The sequence below is a fragment of the Bradyrhizobium sp. USDA 4510 genome (assembly GCF_054059095.1).
Genome location: NZ_JBSSBT010000001.1, coordinates 7,169,643 through 7,192,338, shown reverse-complemented (window position 1 = coordinate 7,192,338; position 22,696 = coordinate 7,169,643). Strand labels below are relative to the sequence as shown.

The 22,696-nt window shown below is 58.3% G+C and carries 21 protein-coding genes and 2 pseudogenes; 14 read left to right on the top strand and 9 right to left on the bottom strand.

Going from position 1 to position 22,696, the window contains the following annotated elements:
• Positions 1-338: 338 nt before the first annotated feature.
• The 3 genes and pseudogenes from bufA1 to ACVMDN_RS33570 all read left to right on the top strand — a co-directional run.
• Positions 339-521: pseudogene (gene bufA1 / locus ACVMDN_RS33580) on the top strand (BufA1 family periplasmic bufferin-type metallophore); the annotation flags it as partial.
• A gap of 57 nt (positions 522-578) precedes the next feature.
• Positions 579-1,477: pseudogene (bufB, locus tag ACVMDN_RS33575) on the top strand (MNIO family bufferin maturase).
• A complete protein-coding gene (locus tag ACVMDN_RS33570) occupies positions 1,464-1,919 on the top strand; it encodes a hypothetical protein (protein WP_206601510.1) in 456 nt (151 codons plus the stop codon). The pseudogene bufB and the gene ACVMDN_RS33570 overlap by 14 nt, the downstream one beginning before the upstream one ends.
• Positions 1,920-2,121: 202 nt before the next feature.
• Here the strand turns inward: ACVMDN_RS33570 and ACVMDN_RS33565 are convergent, their stop codons facing one another.
• On the bottom strand, positions 2,122-2,901 hold the full coding sequence (locus tag ACVMDN_RS33565; RefSeq protein WP_310885535.1) for an IclR family transcriptional regulator domain-containing protein: 780 nt from the start codon (positions 2,899-2,901) through the stop codon (positions 2,122-2,124).
• 111 nt (positions 2,902-3,012) lie between these two features.
• Between ACVMDN_RS33565 and ACVMDN_RS33560 the strand changes: the two genes are divergently transcribed.
• The 10 genes from ACVMDN_RS33560 (at position 3,013) to ACVMDN_RS33515 (ending at position 12,677) form a co-directional block, all read left to right on the top strand.
• Positions 3,013-4,269 (top strand): aromatic ring-hydroxylating dioxygenase subunit alpha, encoded by a 1,257-nt coding sequence (locus tag ACVMDN_RS33560; RefSeq protein WP_076827253.1) that lies wholly within the window; start codon positions 3,013-3,015, stop codon positions 4,267-4,269.
• A gap of 10 nt (positions 4,270-4,279) precedes the next feature.
• Entirely contained in the window at positions 4,280-4,750 is a 471-nt protein-coding gene (locus tag ACVMDN_RS33555; RefSeq protein WP_076827255.1) for an aromatic-ring-hydroxylating dioxygenase subunit beta, read from the top strand.
• Positions 4,747-5,736, top strand: a complete 990-nt coding sequence (locus ACVMDN_RS33550; RefSeq protein WP_076827257.1) for a PdxA family dehydrogenase — start codon at positions 4,747-4,749, stop codon at positions 5,734-5,736. Before ACVMDN_RS33555 ends, ACVMDN_RS33550 begins: the two co-directional genes overlap by 4 nt.
• Positions 5,733-6,764, top strand: coding sequence for a 2Fe-2S iron-sulfur cluster-binding protein (locus ACVMDN_RS33545; RefSeq protein ID WP_076827259.1), 1,032 nt, complete (start codon positions 5,733-5,735; stop codon positions 6,762-6,764). Before ACVMDN_RS33550 ends, ACVMDN_RS33545 begins: the two co-directional genes overlap by 4 nt.
• 105 nt (positions 6,765-6,869) lie before the next feature.
• A complete protein-coding gene (locus ACVMDN_RS33540; RefSeq protein WP_076827261.1) occupies positions 6,870-8,207 on the top strand; it encodes an MFS transporter in 1,338 nt (445 codons plus the stop codon).
• 575 nt (positions 8,208-8,782) lie between these two features.
• Positions 8,783-9,049, top strand: a complete 267-nt coding sequence (locus tag ACVMDN_RS33535) for a helix-turn-helix domain-containing protein (RefSeq protein ID WP_076827263.1) — start codon at positions 8,783-8,785, stop codon at positions 9,047-9,049.
• Between the two features lie 642 nt (positions 9,050-9,691).
• The gene (tnpA, locus tag ACVMDN_RS33530) at positions 9,692-10,114 is read left to right on the top strand and encodes an IS66-like element accessory protein TnpA (RefSeq protein ID WP_247280258.1); all 423 of its coding nucleotides are present in this window, start codon (positions 9,692-9,694) and stop codon (positions 10,112-10,114) included.
• The gene (gene tnpB, locus ACVMDN_RS33525) at positions 10,108-10,461 is read left to right on the top strand and encodes an IS66 family insertion sequence element accessory protein TnpB (RefSeq protein ID WP_011931031.1); all 354 of its coding nucleotides are present in this window, start codon (positions 10,108-10,110) and stop codon (positions 10,459-10,461) included. Before tnpA ends, tnpB begins: the two co-directional genes overlap by 7 nt.
• 51 nt (positions 10,462-10,512) lie before the next feature.
• Positions 10,513-12,078: an IS66 family transposase gene (gene tnpC / locus ACVMDN_RS33520; protein WP_253639843.1), complete on the top strand. Its 1,566-nt coding sequence runs from the start codon at positions 10,513-10,515 to the stop codon at positions 12,076-12,078.
• Entirely contained in the window at positions 12,075-12,677 is a 603-nt protein-coding gene (locus ACVMDN_RS33515; RefSeq protein WP_456814901.1) for a plasmid pRiA4b ORF-3 family protein, read from the top strand. Before tnpC ends, ACVMDN_RS33515 begins: the two co-directional genes overlap by 4 nt.
• A gap of 50 nt (positions 12,678-12,727) precedes the next feature.
• Here ACVMDN_RS33515 and ACVMDN_RS33510 read toward each other — a convergent pair whose 3' ends face one another.
• Positions 12,728-12,973, bottom strand: coding sequence for a tyrosine-type recombinase/integrase (locus ACVMDN_RS33510; protein WP_283812346.1), 246 nt, complete (start codon positions 12,971-12,973; stop codon positions 12,728-12,730).
• A gap of 853 nt (positions 12,974-13,826) precedes the next feature.
• On the bottom strand, positions 13,827-14,102 hold the full coding sequence (locus ACVMDN_RS33505; protein ID WP_141342788.1) for a hypothetical protein: 276 nt from the start codon (positions 14,100-14,102) through the stop codon (positions 13,827-13,829).
• A gap of 449 nt (positions 14,103-14,551) precedes the next feature.
• Between ACVMDN_RS33505 and ACVMDN_RS33500 the strand changes: the two genes are divergently transcribed.
• A complete protein-coding gene (locus ACVMDN_RS33500) occupies positions 14,552-15,961 on the top strand; it encodes a hypothetical protein (RefSeq protein WP_310885539.1) in 1,410 nt (469 codons plus the stop codon).
• Between the two features lie 1,567 nt (positions 15,962-17,528).
• Here the strand turns inward: ACVMDN_RS33500 and ACVMDN_RS33495 are convergent.
• The 6 genes from ACVMDN_RS33495 to ACVMDN_RS33470 form a co-directional block, all read right to left on the bottom strand.
• Positions 17,529-18,845: an MFS transporter gene (locus tag ACVMDN_RS33495; protein WP_199805256.1), complete on the bottom strand. Its 1,317-nt coding sequence runs from the start codon at positions 18,843-18,845 to the stop codon at positions 17,529-17,531.
• Positions 18,842-20,092, bottom strand: coding sequence for an MFS transporter (locus ACVMDN_RS33490; protein ID WP_141342790.1), 1,251 nt, complete (start codon positions 20,090-20,092; stop codon positions 18,842-18,844). Before ACVMDN_RS33490 ends, ACVMDN_RS33495 begins: the two co-directional genes overlap by 4 nt.
• Positions 20,093-20,112: 20 nt before the next feature.
• Positions 20,113-20,565 (bottom strand): hypothetical protein, encoded by a 453-nt coding sequence (locus ACVMDN_RS33485; RefSeq protein ID WP_057017674.1) that lies wholly within the window; start codon positions 20,563-20,565, stop codon positions 20,113-20,115.
• The gene (gene thpD / locus ACVMDN_RS33480; RefSeq protein WP_283812345.1) at positions 20,562-21,440 is read right to left on the bottom strand and encodes an ectoine hydroxylase; all 879 of its coding nucleotides are present in this window, start codon (positions 21,438-21,440) and stop codon (positions 20,562-20,564) included. The genes ACVMDN_RS33485 and thpD overlap by 4 nt, the downstream gene beginning before the upstream one ends.
• A 65-nt stretch (positions 21,441-21,505) precedes the next feature.
• The gene (locus ACVMDN_RS33475; RefSeq protein ID WP_076827282.1) at positions 21,506-21,919 is read right to left on the bottom strand and encodes an ectoine synthase; all 414 of its coding nucleotides are present in this window, start codon (positions 21,917-21,919) and stop codon (positions 21,506-21,508) included.
• A 15-nt stretch (positions 21,920-21,934) separates the two neighbouring features.
• A complete protein-coding gene (locus tag ACVMDN_RS33470; RefSeq protein WP_456834692.1) occupies positions 21,935-22,690 on the bottom strand; it encodes an aminotransferase class III-fold pyridoxal phosphate-dependent enzyme in 756 nt (251 codons plus the stop codon).
• Between the last annotated feature and the right edge of the window lie 6 nt (positions 22,691-22,696).

Genomic DNA, 22,696 nt, shown 5'->3' with positions numbered 1-22,696 from the left:
AGGCCCCCCGCGCCGGACCTTTGGCTGACTTCCGCTTTGCCGAAGAAGGCCGACTTCTCCGCAAAAGGGAGAGATTGCTTCTGTCGGTGCCTCTCCGTCGGCCGAAGGCGAGGATCGTGGGTGGCACTGCCGCGTCCGCTCATCAGCAGGCGAGCTTGCCTAACGCCGCTGCGAACTTTCGTGTGAACGAAAAGAGCACGTTTCTGGTGCGGTTTCTGGTGCGGTCGTCGCACTGCGGGCAATCAGGACCCAGTAAGATACTGATCTTCTTGGTGGGCCCGGCAGGACTCAAACAGCGGTAGGGCCAATCTGACCTCCCATAGGCAGGGTTCTTCTTTAAGAAGAAGTGCTTTGGCGTTGCACTGAAGGGGCAGAACGATCGCGCCGCTGGTCCAGGCACCACCTGCAAGGGCACCTCGACCGTCGATTTCCAGGGCAACGCATGGAAGTTCGTTAAGGGTCGCACCAGCGCCAATATCCAGCTTCCGAACGGCAAGTCGGGCTCGCTCAAGCCGGTCTAATAGTTGGACGGACGATAACGAAACGGCGGGAAAGCGGAGAGAGAGCGTGGATGCGACGTGTCGGCCGGGTTGTCTGCAATCGAATCCCCTCGCTTTCCTGCACTCGGAGTACGCGGCCTTGCCGGCAGCAGCTTCCAGCAGGAGCACTTCGCCGCGATTTTCGACGAATGGCGGCAGCGTGGCTTCTTCGAGGTTCACGCTGAGAACTATATGGGAGCCGGTGGGCCGCTGCATCGCGCGCTGGAGGCGTTGCGCCGCGATCATGCCCTATTGTTGCATGGGGTCTGCATGTCGATCGGAGGTCCGGGACCACTCGCCAGGGCACATCTCGCGCGTTTCCGCGCATTGGTCGAGCGCTACGAGCCCGCGCTGGCCTCGGAGCATCTGGCATGGTCGACGCATCAGACGACCTATTACAATGATCTGCTGCCGCTGCCTTCCGACGAGGCGACGCTTAGTCGCGTGTGCGACCGCATCGACCAAGTACAGGATGCTATCTGGCGTCCACTTCTGCTGGAGAACCCATCTACCTATCTAGCGTTGAACGAATCGACAATGGGTGAAGCGGAATTCATTCGTCCCGCTGCTGAGCGTACCGGATGCGGTTTGCTGCTCGACATCAACAACGTGTTTGTCTCCGCAACCAATCAAGGCTTTTCGGCACTGGACTATCTTTCAGATTTTCCACTGTCCCGCGTGAGCGAGAGCCATCTAGCCGGCCACACTGAACAAGCTGACGATGAGGGCGACACGCTTCTGCTCGACAGCCACGACGGACCGGTGGCCGATGCCCTATGGAAGCTTTATGAGATCGTAATCGAACGTTGCGGTGCGTCCCCACGTTGATCGAATGGGACAGCAATGTTCCCGACTGGCCGATCCTGAGGGCCGAAGCCGCGGCCTCGCAAGCGATCCTTGATCATTGCAAGAGAGAGGTGCGCCATGCAGCGGCTTGAGCAGGAACTGTCGTCATACGCGGCCTTCGCATCGGCGCTTGTCAAACCAGAGCGCGCGCCCCCGGCAGTGGTCTGCGGTCCCCGGCGCAAGGCGGCCGTGAAGCGCTATAATGTCTATCGCAACAACATCACCGTCAGTCTCATCAAATGCGTTGGCCGCTGTCTATCCCGGCAGTCCAACGCATTACCGGGGTCAAATTCTTCTGCGCGATGGCGCGCTATCACCTCCGCGCCACACCGTCGACCTCACCGCTGCTATTCGGAATATGGTCGCGACTTTCCTGCCTTGATCGTTGAGTTCAGCGTTCCCGATGGTTGGCCGATCCACGTCACATGGGCGGCGATGGCGCTCGGCATCATGCCTGGGGACCTGGGCGCGTTTCGGCGGATCATCTGGTTCGCGGCTTCCTCAGGGTTCCCGAGAGTGTTTGTTAGAGACTGAAGTGAAGTTAACCTGCGACGCGCTTTGGAAAGAAAGTTCTCCAACCACGATTGACCGCGGAAGCATAGGCGGATGTTTGAACCGCCGAGCATTGAAGCGCGAAGTCCTATGGCCGATAGTTGCATGATCCACGACGGCTGACGGATGCTCTCCGCCGCGCCAGAGCGATAAAATCCTCGGGCATAGGAAGCGAACTGACCCGTCAGCGCAGCTCGTTCAACGGCTGGGCAATCTGATTTGCGCAGTTGAGCAGCACCGGTAACAGACGTTTGCGCAAATCGCTGACTTTGACGCGGGCCGTCGCCGCACTCACGCTGACGGCGGCGACGATGTCACCGTTGGGGGCCAGCACCGGGACGGCCATCGACCTGATGCCCGGCGCCAGCTCCTCGTCGCTGATCGCATAACCGTTCTTCGCGGCAGTCCGGATCGCAGACAGAACGTCCGGGATGGTTGTTAGCGTTCGCGGCGAGCGCGCGCTCATCTGCTGCTGGCTCAGTCGTCGCGTGATTTCGTCATCGGTATGGTGGCCGAGCAGGATGCGGCCTGTCGCCGAGCAATAGAGCGGAAGATAGGCGCCGACACGAACGCCGGTCTGGACGTAGTGCTCGGCTTGCGCGCGCGCAATGAAGAGCGATTGATTGTCGTCTAGCACCGCCAGCGAAACCGATTCCGCGACTTCGTCGCGGGCGCGCTCCAGCAGTGGCTGTGCGATTTGCACGAGCTTATCGCGCTTCGACATCATGCCGCCAAGCCTGCGCAAGCGAGGCAGGGGACGGAAGTCTCGTCCCGACAGCTCCAAATAATTCAATTCGACCAGCGTGAGCAGGCATCGGCGCGCCGCTGCGCGTGTGGCACCTGAAGCGCGCGCGGCGTCGGCGACGCTCATCACCGGGTGAACCGAGAATGCCTCGATGATCGCGAGGCCTTTCGCGAGCCCCGCCATCCCTTCACGTCTCTCTTTAGTTTCCGCGATCGCCATAGCTGAGCTCACCTTGACAGCCGTTTTAGAGTGGCTCAAGGTGTTCGAAATATGAGTATATGTTCGATATTCGAACAAACGAAATGCTAAGTCAAGCGTTAGGAAACGCCGATGAACAAGAACGTTTTGCCGCCGGAACGAGCAAATCCGGTCAACTGGCCGGAGGGGCTCACCCGCGTTCCGTATTGGGTGTTTCAGGATCAATCGGTTTATGCGGAGGAGCAGCGCAAGATCTTCCAGGGACCGAATTGGCATTATCTCGCGCTAGAAGTTGAACTGGCGGAGTCGGGCGATTTCCTCACGACGCTCATCGGCGAAACGCCCGTGATCGTAACCCGCGACACCGACAACGAAATCTACGCGTTCGAAAATCGCTGCGCCCATCGAGGTGCGTTGATCTGTCTGGAGAGCCGCGGCAAGCACCGCAAGGATTTCAGCTGCGTCTATCACGCTTGGAATTACGACCCGCAGGGCAACCTGACGGGCGTTGCCTTCAAGGACGGCATCAAGGGCAAAGGGGGCATGCCCGACTCGTTCAAGATGGAGCAGCACGGACCGCGCAAGCTGCGCATCGCGGTCATTCACGGTCTGATATTCGGTTCATTCTCCGAAGATGTGCCATCGATTGAGGATTATCTCGGCGAGGAGATCATGAACCGCATCGAGCGGGTGCTCGGCGGCCGTACCCCGGTGGTGCTCGGGCGATTCACTCAAGCGCTTCCGAACAACTGGAAGCTCTACATGGAAAACGTCAAGGACTCCTACCACGCCAGCATCTTGCATCTCTTCTTCACGACCTTCGAATTAAACCGGCTGTCGATGAAGGGCGGCATAATTGTTGATGAAAGTGGCGGACACCATGTCAGCTATTCGGCAATCGATCGGGAGGCGGATAAGGACGTTGACTACGCCAAGCAGCAATTGCGGTCCGAGAGCGAGTACAAGCTGGCTGATCCGACCCTGTTGGAAAGTTTTGACGAGTATCACGACGGCTGCACCCTGCAGATCTTGTCGGTGTTCCCGACATTCGTGTTGCAGCAGATCCAGAACGCGATCGCGGTGCGTCAGATCGTGCCGCGCGCGGTCGACAGGACCGACTTGAACTGGACTTATCTCGGCTTTGCCGACGACACGCCTGAGCAGCGCCTGACGCGCATCAAGCAGGGCAATCTGGTTGGTCCGGCCGGTTACATCTCAATGGAAGACGGCTGTGTCGGCGGCTTTGTGCAGCGCGGCATAGCCGGCGCAAGCGAGGATCAGGCGGTACTCGAGATGGGGGGCGCCGACGCCAAGAGCAGCGAGAGCCGGGTGACCGAAGCGTCGGTGCGCGGCTTCTGGAAGGCGTATCGCGCCAACATGGGAATCTGAGGACTGCGCCATGAGTGGTAACTCTCTGCAATACATCACCAAAGCGCAGGCCGATTATGCGCGGTGCATCGACGATGATCGTCTTGAGGAATGGCCGAGCCTGTTTCACGGTCCCTGCCTCTACAAAATCACCACCGCGTCAAACTATCGCGACGGGCTCGAGGCCGGCATCGTGTTCGCTAACTCACGTGGCATGCTGACCGACCGCGTCTCCGCCCTGCGCGAAGCCAATATCTACGAGCGGCAGAGCTATCGCCACATCCTCGGTCTGCCGTCAATCCTGTCGGAAGATGGTGCAATGGTGAGGAGTGAGACGCCATTCATGGTGGCACGCATCGTGCAAGACGGTGACACGTCGATCTACGCCACCGGCCGCTATTTTGACGTCTATGAGATCGTGAGTGATACAGCGCGACTGCACGAGCGCACGGTGGTGTGTGACAGTTCGCGGATCGACACATTACTGGCGCTGCCGTTATGACTCCGAAAGCTGTTGCGCTGACAATCGGCGATCCTAATGGCATCGGCCCCGAAATCGCGGTCAAGGCCGCGATGCTGTGCGCGAAGGCGCAGTCTGAAGCGCGTCCGATTCTGGTGGGCGATGAGCACGTAATCCGCTTCTACACGGACAAATTCGCGGCGGGCTGGCCGCTGACACGAGACGGGTCATTCCTTGACAAGTCGGCCCTGCGTTATCATCCCGTTACGGCTTTGGGGCCCAAAGCCTTCCAGCCGGGGCAAGGGTGCGCAGAAGGCGGCCGTGCGACCGTCGCCTATGTCGAGGCGGCGCTCGACCTCATGGCGCGAGGGCGCGCCCACAGTATCGTGGCGTGTCCGCATTCCGAGACCAACGTGAACTCGGCCGGCATCAAGTTTTCCGGTTATCCGAGCCTGCTGGCGCGGTTGAAGAAGGTGTCCGAGGATGAAGTGTTTCTCATGCTGGTCGGCGCGGGGCTGCGCATCGTCCACGTGACATTGCACGAGCGGCTTGCCGGTGCACTTGAGCGGATCACGCCTACACTGATCGAACGCGCCGTTCGCACAACGATCGATGCATTGAAACGTCAGGGCATTGCCCAACCACGGCTTGGCGTGTTCGGCATCAATCCCCACGCAGGCGAAGGCGGTCTATTCGGCGATGATGATGATCGTATCGTCAAGCCACTGGTCGAACAGCTGAAGGCGGAAGGCATCGATATCGAGGGGCCGGTGGGCGCCGACCTGATGCTCGGTCGGCAAGGCTTCGATGCGTTCGTGGCAATGTATCACGACCAGGGACACATCCCGATCAAGCTGATGGCGGGCCGGAATTCGGCTGCAATGTCGATTGGTGCCGGTCTGATGTTTTCAAGCGTCGGCCATGGCAGCGCCTTCGACATTGCGGGCAAAGGCATTGCCGATCCGACGCCCGTCCTGCGATGCATCCAGCTCGTCGCAGGCGCCAATCAATTCAGGGAAACCGTATGACGTATACAATCGCGGTCGAAGACGCCGACATAAGCTTTCCCTGCAATGACGGCGAAACGATTCTCGTCGCGGCGGAGCGCGCAGGTTTCACAATGCCGTACTCATGCAGGAAGGGCGTTTGCGCGTCCTGTGAAGGCTTTCTAAGCAAGGGCAACGTCAAACAGCGATCAAAAGAGATTGTGGGTCCCTCCGGCAAGGTGTTGTTCTGCTCAGCGACCGCTAAGAGCGATCTAACTATTCGGCCGCGACGAATCCAACGCCACGATCCGTTGGCGCGGAAGAATATTCAGGCGAGGGTCTTTCGCATGTCGCGCCCGACGGATGACGTGGCCATCCTGCAGTTGCGCTTTCCGGCCAGCATTCGCGCCAAATTCAAGGCGGGGCAGTATCTCCGCATCCGCACGCCGGACGGCGACGAGCGGAGCTTCTCGATGGCCAACCCTCCGCAGCAGAGCGATGGCGTGCAGTTGCACATTCGGCACGTGCCCGGTGGCGAGTTTTCCGAAAAAGTTCTCGCTTCGTTGCGGCTCGACGACAAGCTCGAGGTCGAGGTGCCGTTCGGCGAGTTTTATCTGCGGGAAGATGAGCAGGCGCGCTATGTGTTCATCGCGACCGGCACTGGCTTCGCGCCTCTGAAATCGATCCTCGATGACATGATCCGTCGTGGGCTCAATCGTGAAGTACGCTTCTATTGGGGAGGACGGAGCAAGGCTGATCTTTATCTCGCGGACACGTGCGAGAAGTGGGCCAAGCGATATCCGTGGTTCACCTTCGTTCCGGTGCTATCTCAACCTGACGCCGATTGGTCTGGGCGTCGCGGTCTGCTGCATGCTGCGGTGCTTGATGATCTTGCGGATCTGTCGGACCGACGTGTCTATGCCTGCGGCAATCCCATGATGATCGATGCCGCGCGTAGCGAATTCGAGACGCTTGGCGGATTGCCGAGGGATCACTTCTACGCGGACGCGTTCATCCCCAGCGGCTCGTCGGACACGCCGCCGGCGCGGCTCCTGCAAACGGTCGACTGACAGTTGCCCGCACTCCATAAGACCTGCGGCGCCGTATGATCGGATCAACCGACCAACAACAAGAACTTATCGGACCAAAATCATTTGGCCAGCATAGGTGAGGAAATGAGGAGTGCCGAGGTTGCTTTCGACGTCCCATCATTCATTAACTCGCGTCGCACCGGTATCACACAATACGTGATCGTCGCCTTGTGTGGCCTTGTCATGTTCCTCGACGGCTTCGATACGCAAGCCATCAGCTACATGGCGCCGGCGATTGCAAAAGAATTCGGGCTCACGAAGCAACTTCTCGGGCCGATCTTTTCGTCGGCGTTGGGCGGCTTGATGGTCGGTTATCTACTTGTCTCGCCGTTGTCGGATCGCTTCGGCCATCGCAGGTTAGTGGTTATTTCGACGTTTGCATTCGCGCTGCCGACGTTCGCCACCATCTTCGCAACGAATGTCACCGAATTGATAATGTTGCGCTTCGTCACCGGCATCGCGCTTGGGGCCGTGATACCCAGCGCTATTGCCCTGACGACGGAGTTCAGCCCCGCTCGCCTGCGCGCGACGTTCGTGTTGGCAATCTATTGCGGATTCTCGCTCGGCTTCGTCGCTGCGGGCGCGGTTGCAGCCTGGGCTATTCCTGAATATGGCTGGCGATCGATGCTGTGGATCGGCGCAGCCGCGCCCACGGTCCTCGCAATCCTGACGCTTATGTTCTTACCTGAGTCGATGGACTTCCTGATCCGCACGAACGCGAAGCCGGAAGCCGTCTGGCGTGTAGTGCGTCGAGTGGATCGCGCGTTGCCGGTGCAGGGGCCGGCGCAGTTCGTCACTGAGGTGGCTGAGCCGCGCAGCACGGTTGGAAGTCTATTTTCGTCTGGTCGCGGTGTCGGAACACTGGTGATATGGGCCGTGTTTATGCTCAATCTCGCCGAATTCTACGCGCTGCAAAGCTGGCTGCCGTCGATGCTGACGAATGTCGGCCATTCTCTCAACACAGTCGCGCTCGCCACCACAATGACCACCGTCGGTGGCATCGTCGCCGCATTCGCGATCGGACCAGCGATGGATCGTATCGGACCCTATGGGTCCCTTGCCACGGTTTATCTGGCCGGCGTTCTGTTTGTTGTCTTGTTCGGCTATTCGATCGACAAGCAGAGCTGGAGGATGGTGGCGACGGCATTTTGCGCGGGCTTTTGCGTCAGCGGCGGACAGAAGAGCGTGATCGCGTTGGCGGCGATTTACTATCCGACCTCGATCAGATCCACCGGCGTGGGCTGGGCTCTCGGGATAGGCAGATTAGGCGGCATCGGTGGGCCGCTGTTGATTGGGGCATTGCTCGCGTATCACCTCAGCGCGCAGCACATTTTCTATGTCGCCGGTGTCCCAATGCTGATCGCTGGATTGCTCATCCTCATGCTCGGACATTGGTACGGACGGGATAGAACAAAGAATTAGGATCGAACGAACCGTTGCTTTGTCGAACGACAATGCGAACTCGGATTCCTTCGCTAATTTGTCCGCCGCTCGTCGGCAGATCGCGCCTCGATCGGTTCTGACGGGAGGGTCCCCTCCCGTGGACCTCCGGCGCGTCGAGTGCGGCCAAAGTGTTCGTTGACCTCTTGCTTGAGGGGGAAGTGGTGGCGAAGTTGGCGTCGCGCGTCCCCATCTCAATTTTGACCTGCCCATTTGGCGCCGATCGATGGCGAGGAATATGCCGCTCACCGCGGAGGCGGCTAGACGCGGCAAGCGGCGCTGGACGCGAAGTCACGCAATCGCCCGGGCGGTGCAAGGATAGTCGTGCCGCGGCTTTGAAGCTCTTCGACGGTTCACGCTTTATTGTACTGCATCACCACATGCGTCCAAACTTGCCGGACCTGGACGTGGATACAGGAAAACTGGCTTGAAATTGCCGTAGCTCTTCTTCGCGATTTTTCAGGCTGTTGAAGTGTTCTCGCTGTTGCTCTTTATATCATCTGATCTGTCTCCAGCACGCTTTAATCAAGCAACTGCATTCGCGACAAGGAGAGACGATGACGGGCAGCCAATTGGAGAACGATTCACGAAAGGAGGCTGCAAATAGATTGTCTCCTCCAAATGGTCACGATGCGAAATTCGTCCCGTTTGCTGAGCGGCTCAGTTGCACCGTCGACGAAGCTTGCGTCGTAACTGGCTTGGGACGTACAAAAGTTTACGAGTTGATAGGAACTGGCCAAATTATCACGACAACGATCGGGCGTCGGCGCTTGGTGATAGTGCGATCACTTCTCGCACTTCTGGACGCGACAAATTCGTTGTGACCAATCGTTGGCTTTTCGTCCGGCGCGCAGCTCGCTAGTTGAAAATGAGTGCGTCGTAAGAGCGTTCATTGCTCCACCGCATTGCCGAGTCCGACGCGTCGCCTGAGTAGGCTTTTGTCCTTAGGTGACTGCTGGCGCAGGTCTGAGGCGGCGCGGATGGTGGCATACGGTAATGATCGGCGTCGCATTGATCGGCATCGGAATGCAGTCTTGTCGTCGGTCACCGAGCTTCGAGAAAATCGCCTCGAAAATTCAGCAGCTCAACGTTCAAAATAAGCGTAAACAGACGAACAAATCAGAGCGCACCTACCCACGTCGGGAATGGCGCCGTTGTTGTCTGTTGGTGCGTCCGCCGGGCATTCATTATCCCCAACTACCAACATTCGCAAAATTGTTGGTAGAGACGTTGGTAGTCCGTCCGTCGGATTCAAAAATACATTGGTCTTATCAACGCGTTATCTCCGTAGTGCGGAGCCGCCCCTGGGCACCATAAAATCAATGACTTAGCTGAACGTCTCCTAGCCAGTTAGACATTTCTGGCTGCGAGTTAGACAGTAAGCGAGGCGTTGAGGCCCTTGAGAATTTTTGTACTCAGTCCTGAGAGGACCGCTAGAAGAGTCATCTTCTGCAAGGGTGCTCACAATGGACGACCATTCGGACGACATAAGACGACCGTTGTCACCGCGTATCGAAGTGTACGCAGGCGCAGGTCGAAAGCGCTGGCCGGACGATTTGAAGGCACAGATTGCCGCGGAAAGCCTTGAGCCGGGGGCGATTGTCACAGATGTCGCGCGTCGCCATGGGTGCCGGCCCCAACAGGTGCACGACTGGCGGCGCCGGGCGCGTTTGGGCCAGTTGGTGCTGCCGGCTTCGGCGGACACGCTGTCGTTCGTGCCGGTGGTATCGGAATCGGCGCTACCGGCGGCCGCAGAGCCCACCGGGTCGCCGGAAGCAGCCGTTGTGACGGTTGAACTCCAGGGGGCACGCGTGGAGGTGCGAGGGACGCCTGGCCTTGCTGTGTTGAGTGATGTGTTCTTGGCGCTTCGACGGACACGTTCATGCTGACGCCGCCCGCGAGCCTCATGATTTACGTGGCGACGCAACCTGTGGACTTCAGAAAAGGTGCGGAGGGCTTGGCGCTGTTGGCGAAGGAGACGCTGGGCCATGACCCGATGAAGGGCGTGGCGGTGGTGTTCCGTGCGAAGCGCGCCGATCGGGTGAAGATTGTCGTCTGGGATGGCAGCGGCCTTGTGATGTATTGGAAGCGGCTCGATGGCAGCGGCTTCAAATGGCCTCCTATCGTGGCCGGCGTGATGCGGATGAATGCCGCCCAGCTGTCCGCGCTTCTGGCCGGCATGGATTGGACGCGGATGCACGCGCCTCGAATCCCGCAGCCGAAAGCACTTGCGTAGGACATAAAATCTTCGCTGCATCGGGGCGCGAAGCATGGCAGACTTGGGCCAATGAGTGATTTGCCTGATGAGCTGCCGAGCGATCCAGCCGAGTTGCGTGTCTTTGCCGCGGCTCTGCTGGATCGCTGCGCCAGGCTCGAGCGGTTGCTCAAGCTTGCGAAGGATGCGCAGTTCGGTCGATCGTCGGAAAAGCTGGACGCTGATCAGCTACAGCTTGTTCTGGAGGACATCGAAGAGGCCGTCGCGGCTCTCGAAGCAGCTGAGGATCGCGCCAATCCCAGAGCCCGCGAGAAGAGAACTGCCAAGCGCAGAGCCAACCGTGGTCAGCTTCCGGAGCATTTGCCACGCATTGTCGAAACGCTGATGCCGGCTGCAACCTGCTGCCCGTGCTGCAAAGGCGATCTCGTTGAGATTGGTCACGATGAGAGCCAGAGGCTCGACGTCGTTCCGGTGCAATACAGGGTGATCGTCACCCGCCGGCCCAAGCTTGCCTGCCGCGCCTGTCATGGCGTCGTCCTCCAGCACGCTGCGCCCGAGCGATTGATCAAGGGGGGACTGCCCACCGAGCGTCTCGTCGCGCATGTAATTGACGCCAAGTATCATTGGCATTTGCCGCTCTATCGTCAGGCGCAGATGCTGGCGACCCACGGTATCGCCATCGACCGTTCCACGCTCGCCTTTTGGGTCGGCTACGCCGCCCAGGAATTGAAGCCCTTGTGGCATCGTCTGCGCCAGCTTCTGCTCGCCTCTTCGAAGCTCTGTGTCGATGAGACCCCGGCGCCGGTGCTGGATCCAGGGCGCGGCAGGACCAAAACCGGCTACTTCTGGGCGCTGTCACGCGATGACAGGCCCTGGGCCGGACCTGATCCACCTGGCGTGGTTTACGCCTATGCACCGGGCCGTGGGGCCGTTCATGGCTTGAGGCTGCTCGAGGGCTATCGCGGCATCATCCACTGCGACGGCTATCAGGCTTACAAGACCATGACCCGAGAGACGCGTGCGGACGCCCTGTCCGGGACGCTCGCCTTCTGCTGGTCGCATCTGCGGCGCCAGTTTGTGAAGATCGAGCGGGAGGCTGCGCCGGCGCCAGCTCCGGTTGCCCGCGAGGCCCTTGAGCGCATCGCCCTGCTTTACGCGGTCGAGAAGGCACTCCGCGGCCGATCTGCGGACGAGCGCCGCGCGGGGCGACAAGCGCATGCCCGGCCTCTGGCTACAGCCTTGAAGCAGTGGTTTGAGGCCAAGCTTGCTCACCTTGCGCAGAAGAGCGACACGGCGAAGGCCCTGCGTTACGCGCTGCGTCATTGGGACGGCCTAACGTTCTACCTTGATGACGGGCGCATCGAGATGGACACCAATGCGGTCGAGCGAGCGATGCGGCCAATCAAGCTCAATGCCAAGAACTCCCTTTTTGCCGGTTGCGACGAAGGTGCCGAGAATTGGGCATTGCTGGCTTCGCTCATTGAGACCTGTAAGCTCAATGGCGTCAGTGCCGAGCACTGGCTCGCTGACGTTCTCGCCAAGCTCGTCAATGGTTGGCCTGCGGCGCGACTGGACGAACTGCTTCCCTGGGCGTCGACCTATACGATGCATACACACGATCCGAGGCTGGCGGCATGAGCCTGAACACGACCGCGGTCCGGATCAAGGTGACCCTCAAGGATGTGAAGCCGGAGGTGATGCGTCGCCTTGTCGTACCCGTCACCCTGCGCCTTGATCGGCTGCATCTGACGCTTCAGGCGGCGTTTGGCTGGACGAACAGCCATCTCTTCGAGTTCCTGGCCGGCGAAGGACGTTGGGGTATACCTGATCCCGATGGAGATTTTGGCCCTCAGCCCATCGATGCCCGCAAGACGCGGCTCTCTAATATCGTTCAGGAGACCGGCGCGAAGACGATCCATTATCTCTACGACTTCGGCGACAGCTGGGATCACGTGATCAAGCTTGAAAAGTGGTTCGACAACACGACAACGGATGGACTTCCGTTCTTGCTCGAGGCCGCCGGCCGTTGTCCTCCGGAAGATGTCGGCGGTGCGCCAGGCTATGCTGAATACCTCGACGCCATCAGCGACCCCACCCATCCGGAGCACGAACATATGCGCCTCTGGGGCCCGGAGCAGTTCGATCCCAACGTCGTCGACCGGAAGGCGCTTGAGGCCGCTGTCAATGCGTTGTCCGACATATGGAAGCCGCGCCGGCGCACCACGCGCTCAAAATAGACGTCAAGCGCCAATCAAATGGGCCTCAGAGCTACGCTTACGTTAGACACCTATGTACGCGATTTGCTCCCGAGTGGGTCGAACTTCGCGACCACCTCGCGCATCCGCTGCGAAATATCCGCGGTCTCGGTGTAGTACGCTGCCATCGCGAAGGTCCCTTGGCCGAGCCAACGACGAACTGTGTCGATGTCGTAACCGGCCTCGACAAGCAATTTGCCGACGGTGTGGCGCAACCCATGGAAGGTCAGGCCATCACCGATTTTGCCTTCCTGCCTCAATCTGGCCAACGCCTTGATGAAGCTCGAATTGAAGCCGCATTCCGTCCAAGGAGTGCCATTCGTCGTAGCCGCTAGGGTGATGGCGTCGTGCTGCGAGTAGCCGCAACCGTAAAAGCTCTACTAGCTGCGCAGCTTCGAGCAGTCCGCAGGCCGAGAGGTCGCTCGCTGTAGGTCCTGCCAGGCATGACTCCCATGACGATCCATGTAGCTGCGTGCTGCATGATCGCTGATGCCCTGCAGTGAAAATGCTTCCAATAGGTGCTCGAATAGCTGCGGAGTATCTTGATTTAGGATCGCGTCTCGCAGCCGATTAGATTTTGCGCCGATCAGATTTTCTACGCCAGCAAGGTGACAAACCGAATCTAGCAGTAATGCAGCGCGATCCAGGGCTAGGCGATTGGCACGTTACGAGGTCGGGGGGCCTTCTAGACTTGCCAGGCCGCTTGTAATTGGTCCGGCTTGCTCCCATCGCCCTAGGCTATGGCGTTTTTGGTTGTCCGTGGCGTTTGAGCGACTCGCCATCGAACTTCGGGCTGAGCGGTTAGGCCAAGCGTGAGCGAGGCCATGAAAGAGGCTGTCGCCTGCGGCCTCACGCTGGTGAGGCCCGATTAAATAAATCTGCGGCATCTCTGCATCCGACGTTGACCGGCCATGTTGCATCTAGAGTAGGACCATCGGATGGCGCGAAGAACTTGGCAAAAGGCTACACCACTAGAACACAAACCAAGCAACGCAGACCAGATCGCAGGAATCTCAGGACGGGGTGTGTACGGAGGTCTTGCATATGGGACATCTTGTCGCGGTTGCAAGTAGCTTTCGGATTGACAACTGGTTGTGTCGTAATGATCATAATCGACGCTCTACTTTAAGTTTAAGCGGTGGATGTGGAGGATAGGCCAATTATGAAAGGCGTATTCTTTATTTTGATTTTAGCCGCATCGTTGTCCTCGTCGCGAGCGGCAGAGCCCGTCAGATCGGCGGCGTTGATGTATTCCAAGCCTGAGGCTTTTAGCCCGCTCGTAAGGATTACAGAAATCTCTTGCACCTGCGGAACTACTACTAAGAAGTTCAATATCACGTGTACGCCGCCAAAGAATCCAACTTGCGTCTGCAGTATGCCTGGCAACAATCCCTCGGCAAAATGCATGTAGACGGATTGCGCGCTAGCACGTGACCGCTTTCGGAGTAACGGTCTCAGCGGGAGCTAAGCGTTCGAGCGACCCAAGGCTTTGCAACGTGCTCACTCCAGCCAGGGGCTCCCTCTGCGGGCAAGCAAAATCGATCTATGCCGAGCTTCTGTGATTCCTGAAAGTACTGCGGCATCACAGAGCCGCCACTGCTGAGCGCAAAGACAAGGTGAGGAAGATTTGGCTCGTTATTTTAGCGGCCTGTTGCTGCGAGCTCTGCTATGTGACGCAACAGAATGATCACAGAGGCACCACATACACTATTCTACTGCCGTGAGCAGTAGGACTGTTCGACGTAAAAGGCACGAAAGCAATTGATGGGAGAAGCGTACGAACAGATCTGCCGAGTGGTTTCGAATGTCCAGGAGCATCATCAGATTTCGCATTTATCATTAGACAGGGGCGGTTCATGAAAAAGATGCTTATGTCTCTAATCATTTGCTGTGCGACGTCAGTGACGGCGCACGGGCAAACTGCGGGTATGAGCGATATAACCGTACTTTCTGTTGACGTTGGGCGGTTTGAGTGGGGAAACAAGATTATCCATGTCTATGAAAACACCAGAAATCAATCGGTAGCGGCGACTGCAATCGAGAAGTGGCAGTTCGTCATAGAGCCATTGCTCAGTACGAGAAAGACGGCAAACGGAGAAATTGAATATCAAAAATTTCTCATGGATCCGTTAGTTGTTAAACACGGCAAGCATGAACATCTAAAGCGCCGAAATCGTGTTTTGGTGCCGCTTGACTTGATAACTAATGACGCGCGTGATCGCGCTCTTGATGCGATAACGTTTGTATACCCCAACTCAGTCAAGCCCCCGAAAGATTGCAGGCTAGGTCGCTCCAACGTAGATATTCTTCCACTTGTCGAAATCACGATATCCAGTAGTGATATCGAACGACCTGATGGCATGATGGCTCGCAACGTCGCGATTGCCGAAAAAACTCAATCGTTTCTTACAGCGCCGAAGCAGCTATTTCTCAAATTTGATGTGTGGGAGAAGGACAATAGTGGGGAGGAAGAGGTCTTGGACCGGTTTCTAAAATTCCTTCCATTCATGCAATTGGACGCAACGGTTTCGTTCAGTGTAAAGAGCACAAAGTTCAACATCGCGGCTATAGATATTGAGAAGCTAAAGAATACGAAACTTTGGATAGATTTGAACGGCTCTGGCGGGGTCGGGACGGTATCTCGTCATGACTTGAGAACGCTAGCTCAAGAGGCTGCCGTCAGTGTGCGAGGAACCTTTACAGTTGAGGATCCAGCAAGTTTCGATCAGTCTTTCATTCAAGGGCTGTTAAGTTCCGCTCGTGATGTTACCGCGGATGAGCGCTTCTTTCAGAGCGAGCAAGGAAAGAGTACCTATAACGCTGATGACTTGAAGCCTGACACCATCACCAAAGAATTGAACAAGGTTTGGACCAAAGATCAGGGAAAAGATGAGTGGACGCTCAACACGAGTTCCTCTGCTAACGCGAGCTTCTTGGACATTATTTCTGCTGGAGCCTCAGGGTCTCTTTCGACAAGCAAGCTAAAGGAGTGGCTCAAAGAACACAGCATTGAGAGTGATATCCAAGGAAACAAGATCATTGCGAAAAGCATCGCGCTCAAGCAGGTGAATCTTTCAGATTTCGCTTCACGGTTTAATTACGGAACAGAATATCGAAACGTTTCGGGTGCTAAGGCAAACCTCAGGACTGTAATTTTTGGACAGCCCCCGGCGCCAAATGCGAATCCTGCTAGATTCCCTAGTTTGGCTGAACAGTGCGACAACAAGGATGGACTGAAATCTATGAGTTCCTTTTTCGCTCAATGAGAGCTCGGTCTGTTCCTGCTTAACAACGCGTCTCAATCGCTTGATGTTTGGTGCAGCGCATTGGCGAAAGGAAGATTGCAATGTACAGATTGATCACCTCCTTTTCCGTCGTATCTCTTCTCTTGGTGTCGATCCCCGTTCGGGCTCATGATGGCTGCGGCGTCAACAAGTGTTGCTGCAAATACGTCGGTACAGGGGGGCGCACTGAATACACGTGCACGACGGAATCGACGAATGACTGCTCTAATATCTACGGTGGTACATGTGGTAATATGGGAAAATGTTCCGCAGTACTTCGCAGGCCAAAACCGCAGACGAAGTAGATGCCGCGAGTGCAATGTAAGGCGATCTCCGTGATTCTCCACCGCCGTCAGTTCTAGAAATTCTTTGTGTGCTGCCAGGAAGGCAGTTCTCATAAGAACTGGCGATAAGCTAAGATCGCCAAGAGAACCTGTACACTCGGGTGTCTAAGTCTAAACCTTGAAACGCAGTCAGGTTGAAGGTGGCGAGTACATCCTATTTAAAAGTGGCCAGGCACCTTCGTGTTGAATGTGAATGTTCATCCAAGTTCGTTCAACTTTGAAGGTGTCGGATGTCGCGACCCAATGAAAGACCACCGCGCCCAAGCTTAGTCTCTCCAGTTTTTTCGGGATTATCTAGGTGCTGATCCACCGTCGCCGAAGGTTGTCAGTTAGGCCGACGTATAACATAGCAGCCCGGCGTATCCGGGACGAGCGTGGTGGGTTGAGGAGATAGGGCAATATTCATAGTTCAATCTGAGCAGCTGTGTTCGTAGAGACCTTGTGCAGGGCTTTCGACATTTCTTGCGACACAACGTTGATTGCACCTGCGTTTAAGAAGCTCGCTTGCTGCCCTTTGACCACCAATCAGGATGGCCCACGCCTACATAGTCGCCTTCGACGTTCTCAAAGCAGTCCCCAAGCAGCTTCTCGATGGTTGGGACCGTATAGCTGCCCCGATCAAAAAGCTTCATGAAAAACGGAATCGAAAACTTGCAGAAGAGCTCGACGCCATTGTACTTGTACAGGACAGAGGCATTACCATTATCCAGCTGCTACCGTAGTCAGCAATCGCTCCACGCAGGCGCTCGTCCCGGCGTAGCCCGGAGGGCGAAGCCGGTTGGTTCGATCCCGCCCCTGGGCACCACTCCTGAACAGATTTATGAAACCAAGGTTTGGGTTGACCCTTTCGGCCGAAAACGGACCGGATGCTGTCATTTGAGCCGACGGTCCTCCGACGCGATGATCGCGTCGACCACGCTTGCGGGATAGGCCTTCCGAGCAGCGACGTCGCCCGACACGAGTTGCTGACGCATCAGGCGGGTGAACCGATCGATAGCGATCGGGTCAATCTGGATGGGGGGTGCACTCGACTTCTTCGCATAATGGAGAGCCACAACGGCCCTACCCCGGCTTGCCATCAACGCGGCGATCCGGTTCTTGAGGGATCCGGATCCATCGGTACCATCGATAGCGCCGCTCTCAATGGCCGCATAAAGGCGCTCCAGCCGTTCCTCGGCCTCGGAAGCTTGGCGTGCTAGCTAGGCCTATCGCGCGAAAGGATCTTCATAAAGAGTCCGTCCAGCTGTCTCCGGCATGAAGCGCAGCGCGATCAGCCCAACAACGCATGTAGCCATCATGTAATAGGCCGGCATCAGCTCGTTCCCGGTAACAGAGATAAGGCCGCTGTTGATTGCCGGCGCCGTGCCGCCAAAAATGGATGTCGAAATGTTGTAAGCGCCGGCGAAGCCGGCGAAACGCACATGGGTGGGAAACATGGCCGGGAAGGTCGCCGAAATGGTCGCGAGTTGCGGTACGTAGAGCAGCCCGAGCAGAATGAAGCCGACACAGGCGCCGACGAGGCCCGTGCCCATGAGCATGTAGAGAGGGGCCACCAGCAGAAACAACCCGATCAGGGAGAAGCTCCACATCGGACGGCGCCCGATTCGGTCCGAGAGCCGGCCAGCAAATGGCAGGAACAGCATCATGAACAGCATGCCGAGGAGCGGCACCGCAAGCGCCTCATCCGGCGACAGGCCGATGCGGCTCTGAAGATAGGTTGGCATGTAGCTGAGCAGCGTATAATTGACGACATTGAGCGCAACCACCAGGCCGCCGACGACGAGCATAGGACGCCGGTGACGTGCCAGAAGGGCGATCAGGCCTGGTGAGGATCGTGCCTGGCTTGCGGTTTCGTGGGCACGGAAGACCGGCGTATCTTCCATTCTCGCGCGCAGATACGCGCCGACGAGGCCCATTGGCGCGGCGACCAGAAACGGAACGCGCCATCCCCAGTCGTGCATCGCCTGATCACCCAGAAAGAGCGAGAAGGATAACATCAGGAATGCGCCCAGCGAGAAGCCGGCCAGCGTTCCGAACTCCAGGAAACTCCCATAAAAGCCGCGTCGGTCATCGGGAGCGTACTCGGCCATGAACGTCGCGGCGCCGCCGTATTCGCCACCGGTCGAAAAGCCCTGTACGATGCGGAGAAGAACGAGCGACAGTGGCGCCCAGAAGCCGACGCTGTTGTAGGGGGGAATAAGCCCGACGCACAGCGTCGCGCCCGACATCAGCAGTATCGTTAGCGCCAACACGGATTTTCGGCCCACCCGGTCTCCCAGCGATCCCCAGAATATCCCGCCTAGCGGCCGTATGAGGAAGGAGATCGCGAACGTGGCCAACGCAAAAAGCACCGCTTCCCCGACGTCGCCGGGAAACAGTGCCGCGGAAATGTACGTCACGCCATACGCATAAATGCCGTAGTCGAACCATTCCGTCGCATTGCCGACGGCAGAGGCGGCAATCGCACGGCGCAACGTGGCGCGATCAGCAGTTGGATCAGGTGCGGAAACGGGGGCATTCACGATTGCTGTTCTCCGATCACCGCTGCGTCGGGCGTATTGGGGTCAAGCAGCGATGCAATCGGCGTCGTGCGTGGAAGAATCTGAAAGTCCTGCTGCTCGGGTGCAGGAACAGGCGGGGTTGCCGTCTGCCGCCACATGCCGAACGCGGCCGCGCCGCCGGCGCAAAGGGCGATGAAAAGGAAAAGCCCGCCGCTGCTCCAGCCTGTCATGAATATCGCTCCACCGATCGGCCCGAGCGCGGCGCCGACGGAATACAGCAGCACCAGCCGTCCACTTGCGGCGATACGTTGTGCGGCGTGCAGACGGTCGTTGCAATGGGCCACGCAGAGTGGATAGAGCGCAAAGCTGAGGCCACCAAACATTGTTCCGAGAATCAGCAGCCACGGGCCGACCGACGAGAGAAAGGAGATGACCAAGCTGATACACAGGGTTGCCGCGAAACTGAGCACGATGACCTGGCGACGATCATAGCGGTCGGAAATGCGTCCGAGCGGCCATTGCAGGATCACGCCGCCAAGAATCACGATCATCATGAAGTGGGCTGTCTGCGATAAATCGAACCCTAGGCGTCGAACCTGCACTGCGGCCAATCCGTAAAATGCCCCTAACATCAAGCCGGTCGTCATTACTCCGACAGCACCGAGGGGAGATGCGGCAAAGAGTGTTCGGGTTCCGAACGCCGCGGCTTCGGCAGGCGGCGGCGCCGAGTTGCGTGTGAGACAAAGTGGAATGATCGCGAGCGAGATTAGCATTGAGGCTAGTTGAAACGGAACAGCAGGCAAATCACCGCTGGCTCCTAGCAGCAACTGTCCCACCGCCTGTCCGCAATATAGTGCAACCATGTAGGCCGCTAGAATGCTGCCGCGCGAGGCCGCGTCAGCGCGTTCGTTTAGCCAGCTCTCGAGACAGACGAAGACGCCGGCGACGCAGAAGCCGTCGATCAGCCGCAGTCCCGACCAGAGCAGAGGGTGGATGATTTGCGCGTAGCCGAGCGTGCTCGCGGAGAGAAGCGCAACGAACGCCGCAAAGGCGCGGATATGTCCCACGCGCCGGACGATACGTCCCGAGCGCAGGGCTCCGACGACCAGCCCGGCAAAATAGGCGGTCGCCACCGCGCCGATCACGATCGTGCCCTGTCCCGCCCGCTCGAGCCGCAAACTCAGGAGCGTCGCCATAAACCCGCTTCCCGCCATGAGCATAAAGATGGCGAGCAGCAGGCTACGAACCGGGGAGATTGCCGCAAGCATGACGATTGCGACGCGCGCCGTCAGGCCGCGCGCCGGCCTTCCGCTTCCCCGTCGGCCTCCACCGGGACACGATGCAGAACCCTAGCGCTAGCATCGAAGTGGCAAACGGTCACGACGAACTGAACGTCAGCATTGCGAATCTGATGCCGCGTCGCAATCACGTCGATTCGTGCGTTATCGAGGGCTCGCAGCGCATCGAACACCAAGCCTGGCCAAGCGATGTCGCTGTCGGCCATCGCTTGACGCCATCCGTCCGCGCCGTCATCGGCAACAAAGCGTGCATAGATACCAGGCTCGTAGGTCTTCTTGTGCTCCAGCAGCAGGTCAGTCATCCCGGCATAGGCGGAGACGACAAAGGCGCGATTGTAAAGGTCCTCGCCCTTGCGCTCCGCGATCGGAACGTCGTCGAATAGCGTGCCAGTCGCGGCCATCGATGTGCCGCCGATCTTCTCGACACTATGAAAACCGCTCATGCGAGAGCATCCTCCATCAACGGGCCGTGCTGAGGCACGAGAGCTTTCGGGTCGCTGCGCGCGGCAACGAAGCTCGGCCGCGGTTTTTTGACGCCGAATGGCGCCTGCAGCCGGTTGCTCACGGCGTTATAGACGAAGAACGCGTTAGCGCGTGGAAATGGCGTGATGTTGCCGTTCGATCCGTGCATCGTGTTGCAATCGAAGATCACCACCGTGCCCGCCTTACCGGTCGGCGCCACGATGCCGTGGCGGTGCGCCAACTCGGTCAGACTTTGCCGGTCGGGCACGCCATACTCCTGCTTCTTCAGTGACGTGCGATAGTGGTCTTCCGGCGTCGCCCCAATACAGGTCAGGAAGACGCGGTGCGATCCGGGCATCAGCATCAGGGGGCCATTGTCCGGCGTATTTTCCGCCAGCAGGACTGACATGGAGAGTGCTCGCATGCGCGGCATGCCGTCTTCCACGTGCCAAGTCTCGAAGTCGGAGTGCCAGTAGAACTCCTTGCCTTCGAAGCCGGGCTTGTAGTTCAGGCGTGACTGATGGATGTAGACCTTGTCGTTCAGCAGGAACTGAGCGATGCCTGACAAGCGTGCGTCGGCGGCGAGGCGCCCGATCACTCTACTCTGAGAGTGGATCTCGAAGACCGAACGGATTTCTTGGCTGTCCGGCTCGGCGATGATCGTTTCCGGATTGAGGCCGTTAGGGCTCGATAGCAGTTTCTTTGCCTGCGTCTGCAGGTGGTCGACTTCCTCGGGAGAGAGGACATCCTTGAGCACGAGGAAGCCATCGCGATCGAACTGCTCGGCCTGCTGCCGCGTTAGCGGTGCGCTCTCGCTCCAGTCGCTATGAATAACGGGATCGAGACGCGGAAGCATCTGGGCCTCCGAGGTGAGACGGGATGGGTAAATGTCTGTCAATGCCTTTCCCTCTTTCAGTTGTTTCAGGAGTTAACGGCCGCCTCGCGCGGCGCTTCGACATCAGTCGGATAGGCACCAGTCTCATCGTGCACTTCCTGGCCGGTGACCGGCGGGTTGAACACGCAGGCCGTCAGGAGGTCAGTGTCCGGGCGAACGATATGCTGGTCGTTCTTGTTGAGTGCGTACATGATGCCCGGTGCGAGCTTGTGCGTTTCGCCGGTCCCGAGGTCTTCGATGGTCCCGGTTCCCTTCAGTATGAAAACCGCCTCGAGATGGTTCTGGTAGTGCATCTTGAGTTCTTCGCCCGCGTACATCGTCGTAATGTGGAAAGAGAAGCCCATGCCGTCGCTCTTGAGCAGAAGGCGGGCACTGTCCCAGCCCTTCGATTTGACGAGACGATCGGTCTTTTGAATGTCGCGGAGTTGACGAACGATCATTGTTCTTTCCTTTCGTTATTCGGCTGCAATGCCGTAGCTGCCGGTCCGCACCGCGCGGACCGACTCCTCGATGATGTCGAGGCCGGCCGAGAGAGCGGCGTCGTCGATAATGAGAGGTGCAAGCACCTTGACGATTTCGTCGTGTGCGCCGCTCGTTTCGATGATGAGTCCGGCGGCAAAACAGGCGCTGGTGATGGCATCGGCAGTTTCACCGGACCCGACGTCGATGCCGCGCATCATGCCGCGGCCGCGTGTCGAAAGGCCGAATCCAGAAGCGATGGCATCCAGGCGTCGTGCGAGCAATCGTCCCTTGCGCTGGACGTCCTGCTCGAACTCGTCATCCTTCCAGAAGTTCCGCAGAGACGCGGTGGCCGTGATGAAGGCGTGATTGTTGCCCCGGAACGTGCCGTTGTGTTCGCCGGGCAACCATTGATCCAACTCGGGTCGGAACAGTGTCAGCGCGAAGGGAAGCCCCATGCCGGACAGCGATTTTGCCATGGTGACGATGTCGGGCGTAAAACCCATGCCTTCAAAGCTGAAAAACGGACCGGTGCGTCCGCATCCGGCTTGAATATCGTCGACGATAAGGAGTGCGCCGTGGCGTTTTGCGATATCGGCGATTGCACGCAGCCAATCCGGCGATGCGGTGTTGAGACCGCCTTCGCCCTGAACCGTCTCGACTAGAGCGGTTTCCAGTTGAGGTGAATCGGAACAGTCAAAGGGGATTCCCACGGGCACGCAAATCAGATTCGGTGTTGCCCGCGACAACATGCGGGG

Excerpts from the sequence above, each read along its gene's own strand:
- ACVMDN_RS33565 (WP_310885535.1), bottom strand. The coding sequence starts at position 2,901 with ATGGCGATCGCGGAAACTAAAGAGAGACGTGAAGGGATGGCGGGGCTC.
- ACVMDN_RS33570 (WP_206601510.1), top strand. The coding sequence starts at position 1,464 with ATGCAGCGGCTTGAGCAGGAACTGTCGTCATACGCGGCCTTCGCATCG.
- ACVMDN_RS33550 (WP_076827257.1), top strand. The coding sequence starts at position 4,747 with ATGACTCCGAAAGCTGTTGCGCTGACAATCGGCGATCCTAATGGCATC.
- tnpB (WP_011931031.1), top strand. The coding sequence starts at position 10,108 with ATGCTGACGCCGCCCGCGAGCCTCATGATTTACGTGGCGACGCAACCT.
- ACVMDN_RS33545 (WP_076827259.1), top strand. The coding sequence starts at position 5,733 with ATGACGTATACAATCGCGGTCGAAGACGCCGACATAAGCTTTCCCTGC.
- ACVMDN_RS33505 (WP_141342788.1), bottom strand. The coding sequence starts at position 14,102 with ATGCATTTTGCCGAGGGATTGTTGCCAGGCATACTGCAGACGCAAGTT.
- ACVMDN_RS33470 (WP_456834692.1), bottom strand. The coding sequence starts at position 22,690 with ATGTTGTCGCGGGCAACACCGAATCTGATTTGCGTGCCCGTGGGAATC.
- ACVMDN_RS33555 (WP_076827255.1), top strand. The coding sequence starts at position 4,280 with ATGAGTGGTAACTCTCTGCAATACATCACCAAAGCGCAGGCCGATTAT.
- ACVMDN_RS33535 (WP_076827263.1), top strand. The coding sequence starts at position 8,783 with ATGACGGGCAGCCAATTGGAGAACGATTCACGAAAGGAGGCTGCAAAT.
- ACVMDN_RS33475 (WP_076827282.1), bottom strand. The coding sequence starts at position 21,919 with ATGATCGTTCGTCAACTCCGCGACATTCAAAAGACCGATCGTCTCGTC.
- tnpA (WP_247280258.1), top strand. The coding sequence starts at position 9,692 with ATGGACGACCATTCGGACGACATAAGACGACCGTTGTCACCGCGTATC.
- ACVMDN_RS33560 (WP_076827253.1), top strand. The coding sequence starts at position 3,013 with ATGAACAAGAACGTTTTGCCGCCGGAACGAGCAAATCCGGTCAACTGG.
- ACVMDN_RS33515 (WP_456814901.1), top strand. The coding sequence starts at position 12,075 with ATGAGCCTGAACACGACCGCGGTCCGGATCAAGGTGACCCTCAAGGAT.
- ACVMDN_RS33500 (WP_310885539.1), top strand. The coding sequence starts at position 14,552 with ATGAAAAAGATGCTTATGTCTCTAATCATTTGCTGTGCGACGTCAGTG.
- ACVMDN_RS33490 (WP_141342790.1), bottom strand. The coding sequence starts at position 20,092 with ATGCTTGCGGCAATCTCCCCGGTTCGTAGCCTGCTGCTCGCCATCTTT.
- ACVMDN_RS33485 (WP_057017674.1), bottom strand. The coding sequence starts at position 20,565 with ATGAGCGGTTTTCATAGTGTCGAGAAGATCGGCGGCACATCGATGGCC.
- thpD (WP_283812345.1), bottom strand. The coding sequence starts at position 21,440 with ATGCTTCCGCGTCTCGATCCCGTTATTCATAGCGACTGGAGCGAGAGC.
- ACVMDN_RS33540 (WP_076827261.1), top strand. The coding sequence starts at position 6,870 with ATGAGGAGTGCCGAGGTTGCTTTCGACGTCCCATCATTCATTAACTCG.
- tnpC (WP_253639843.1), top strand. The coding sequence starts at position 10,513 with ATGAGTGATTTGCCTGATGAGCTGCCGAGCGATCCAGCCGAGTTGCGT.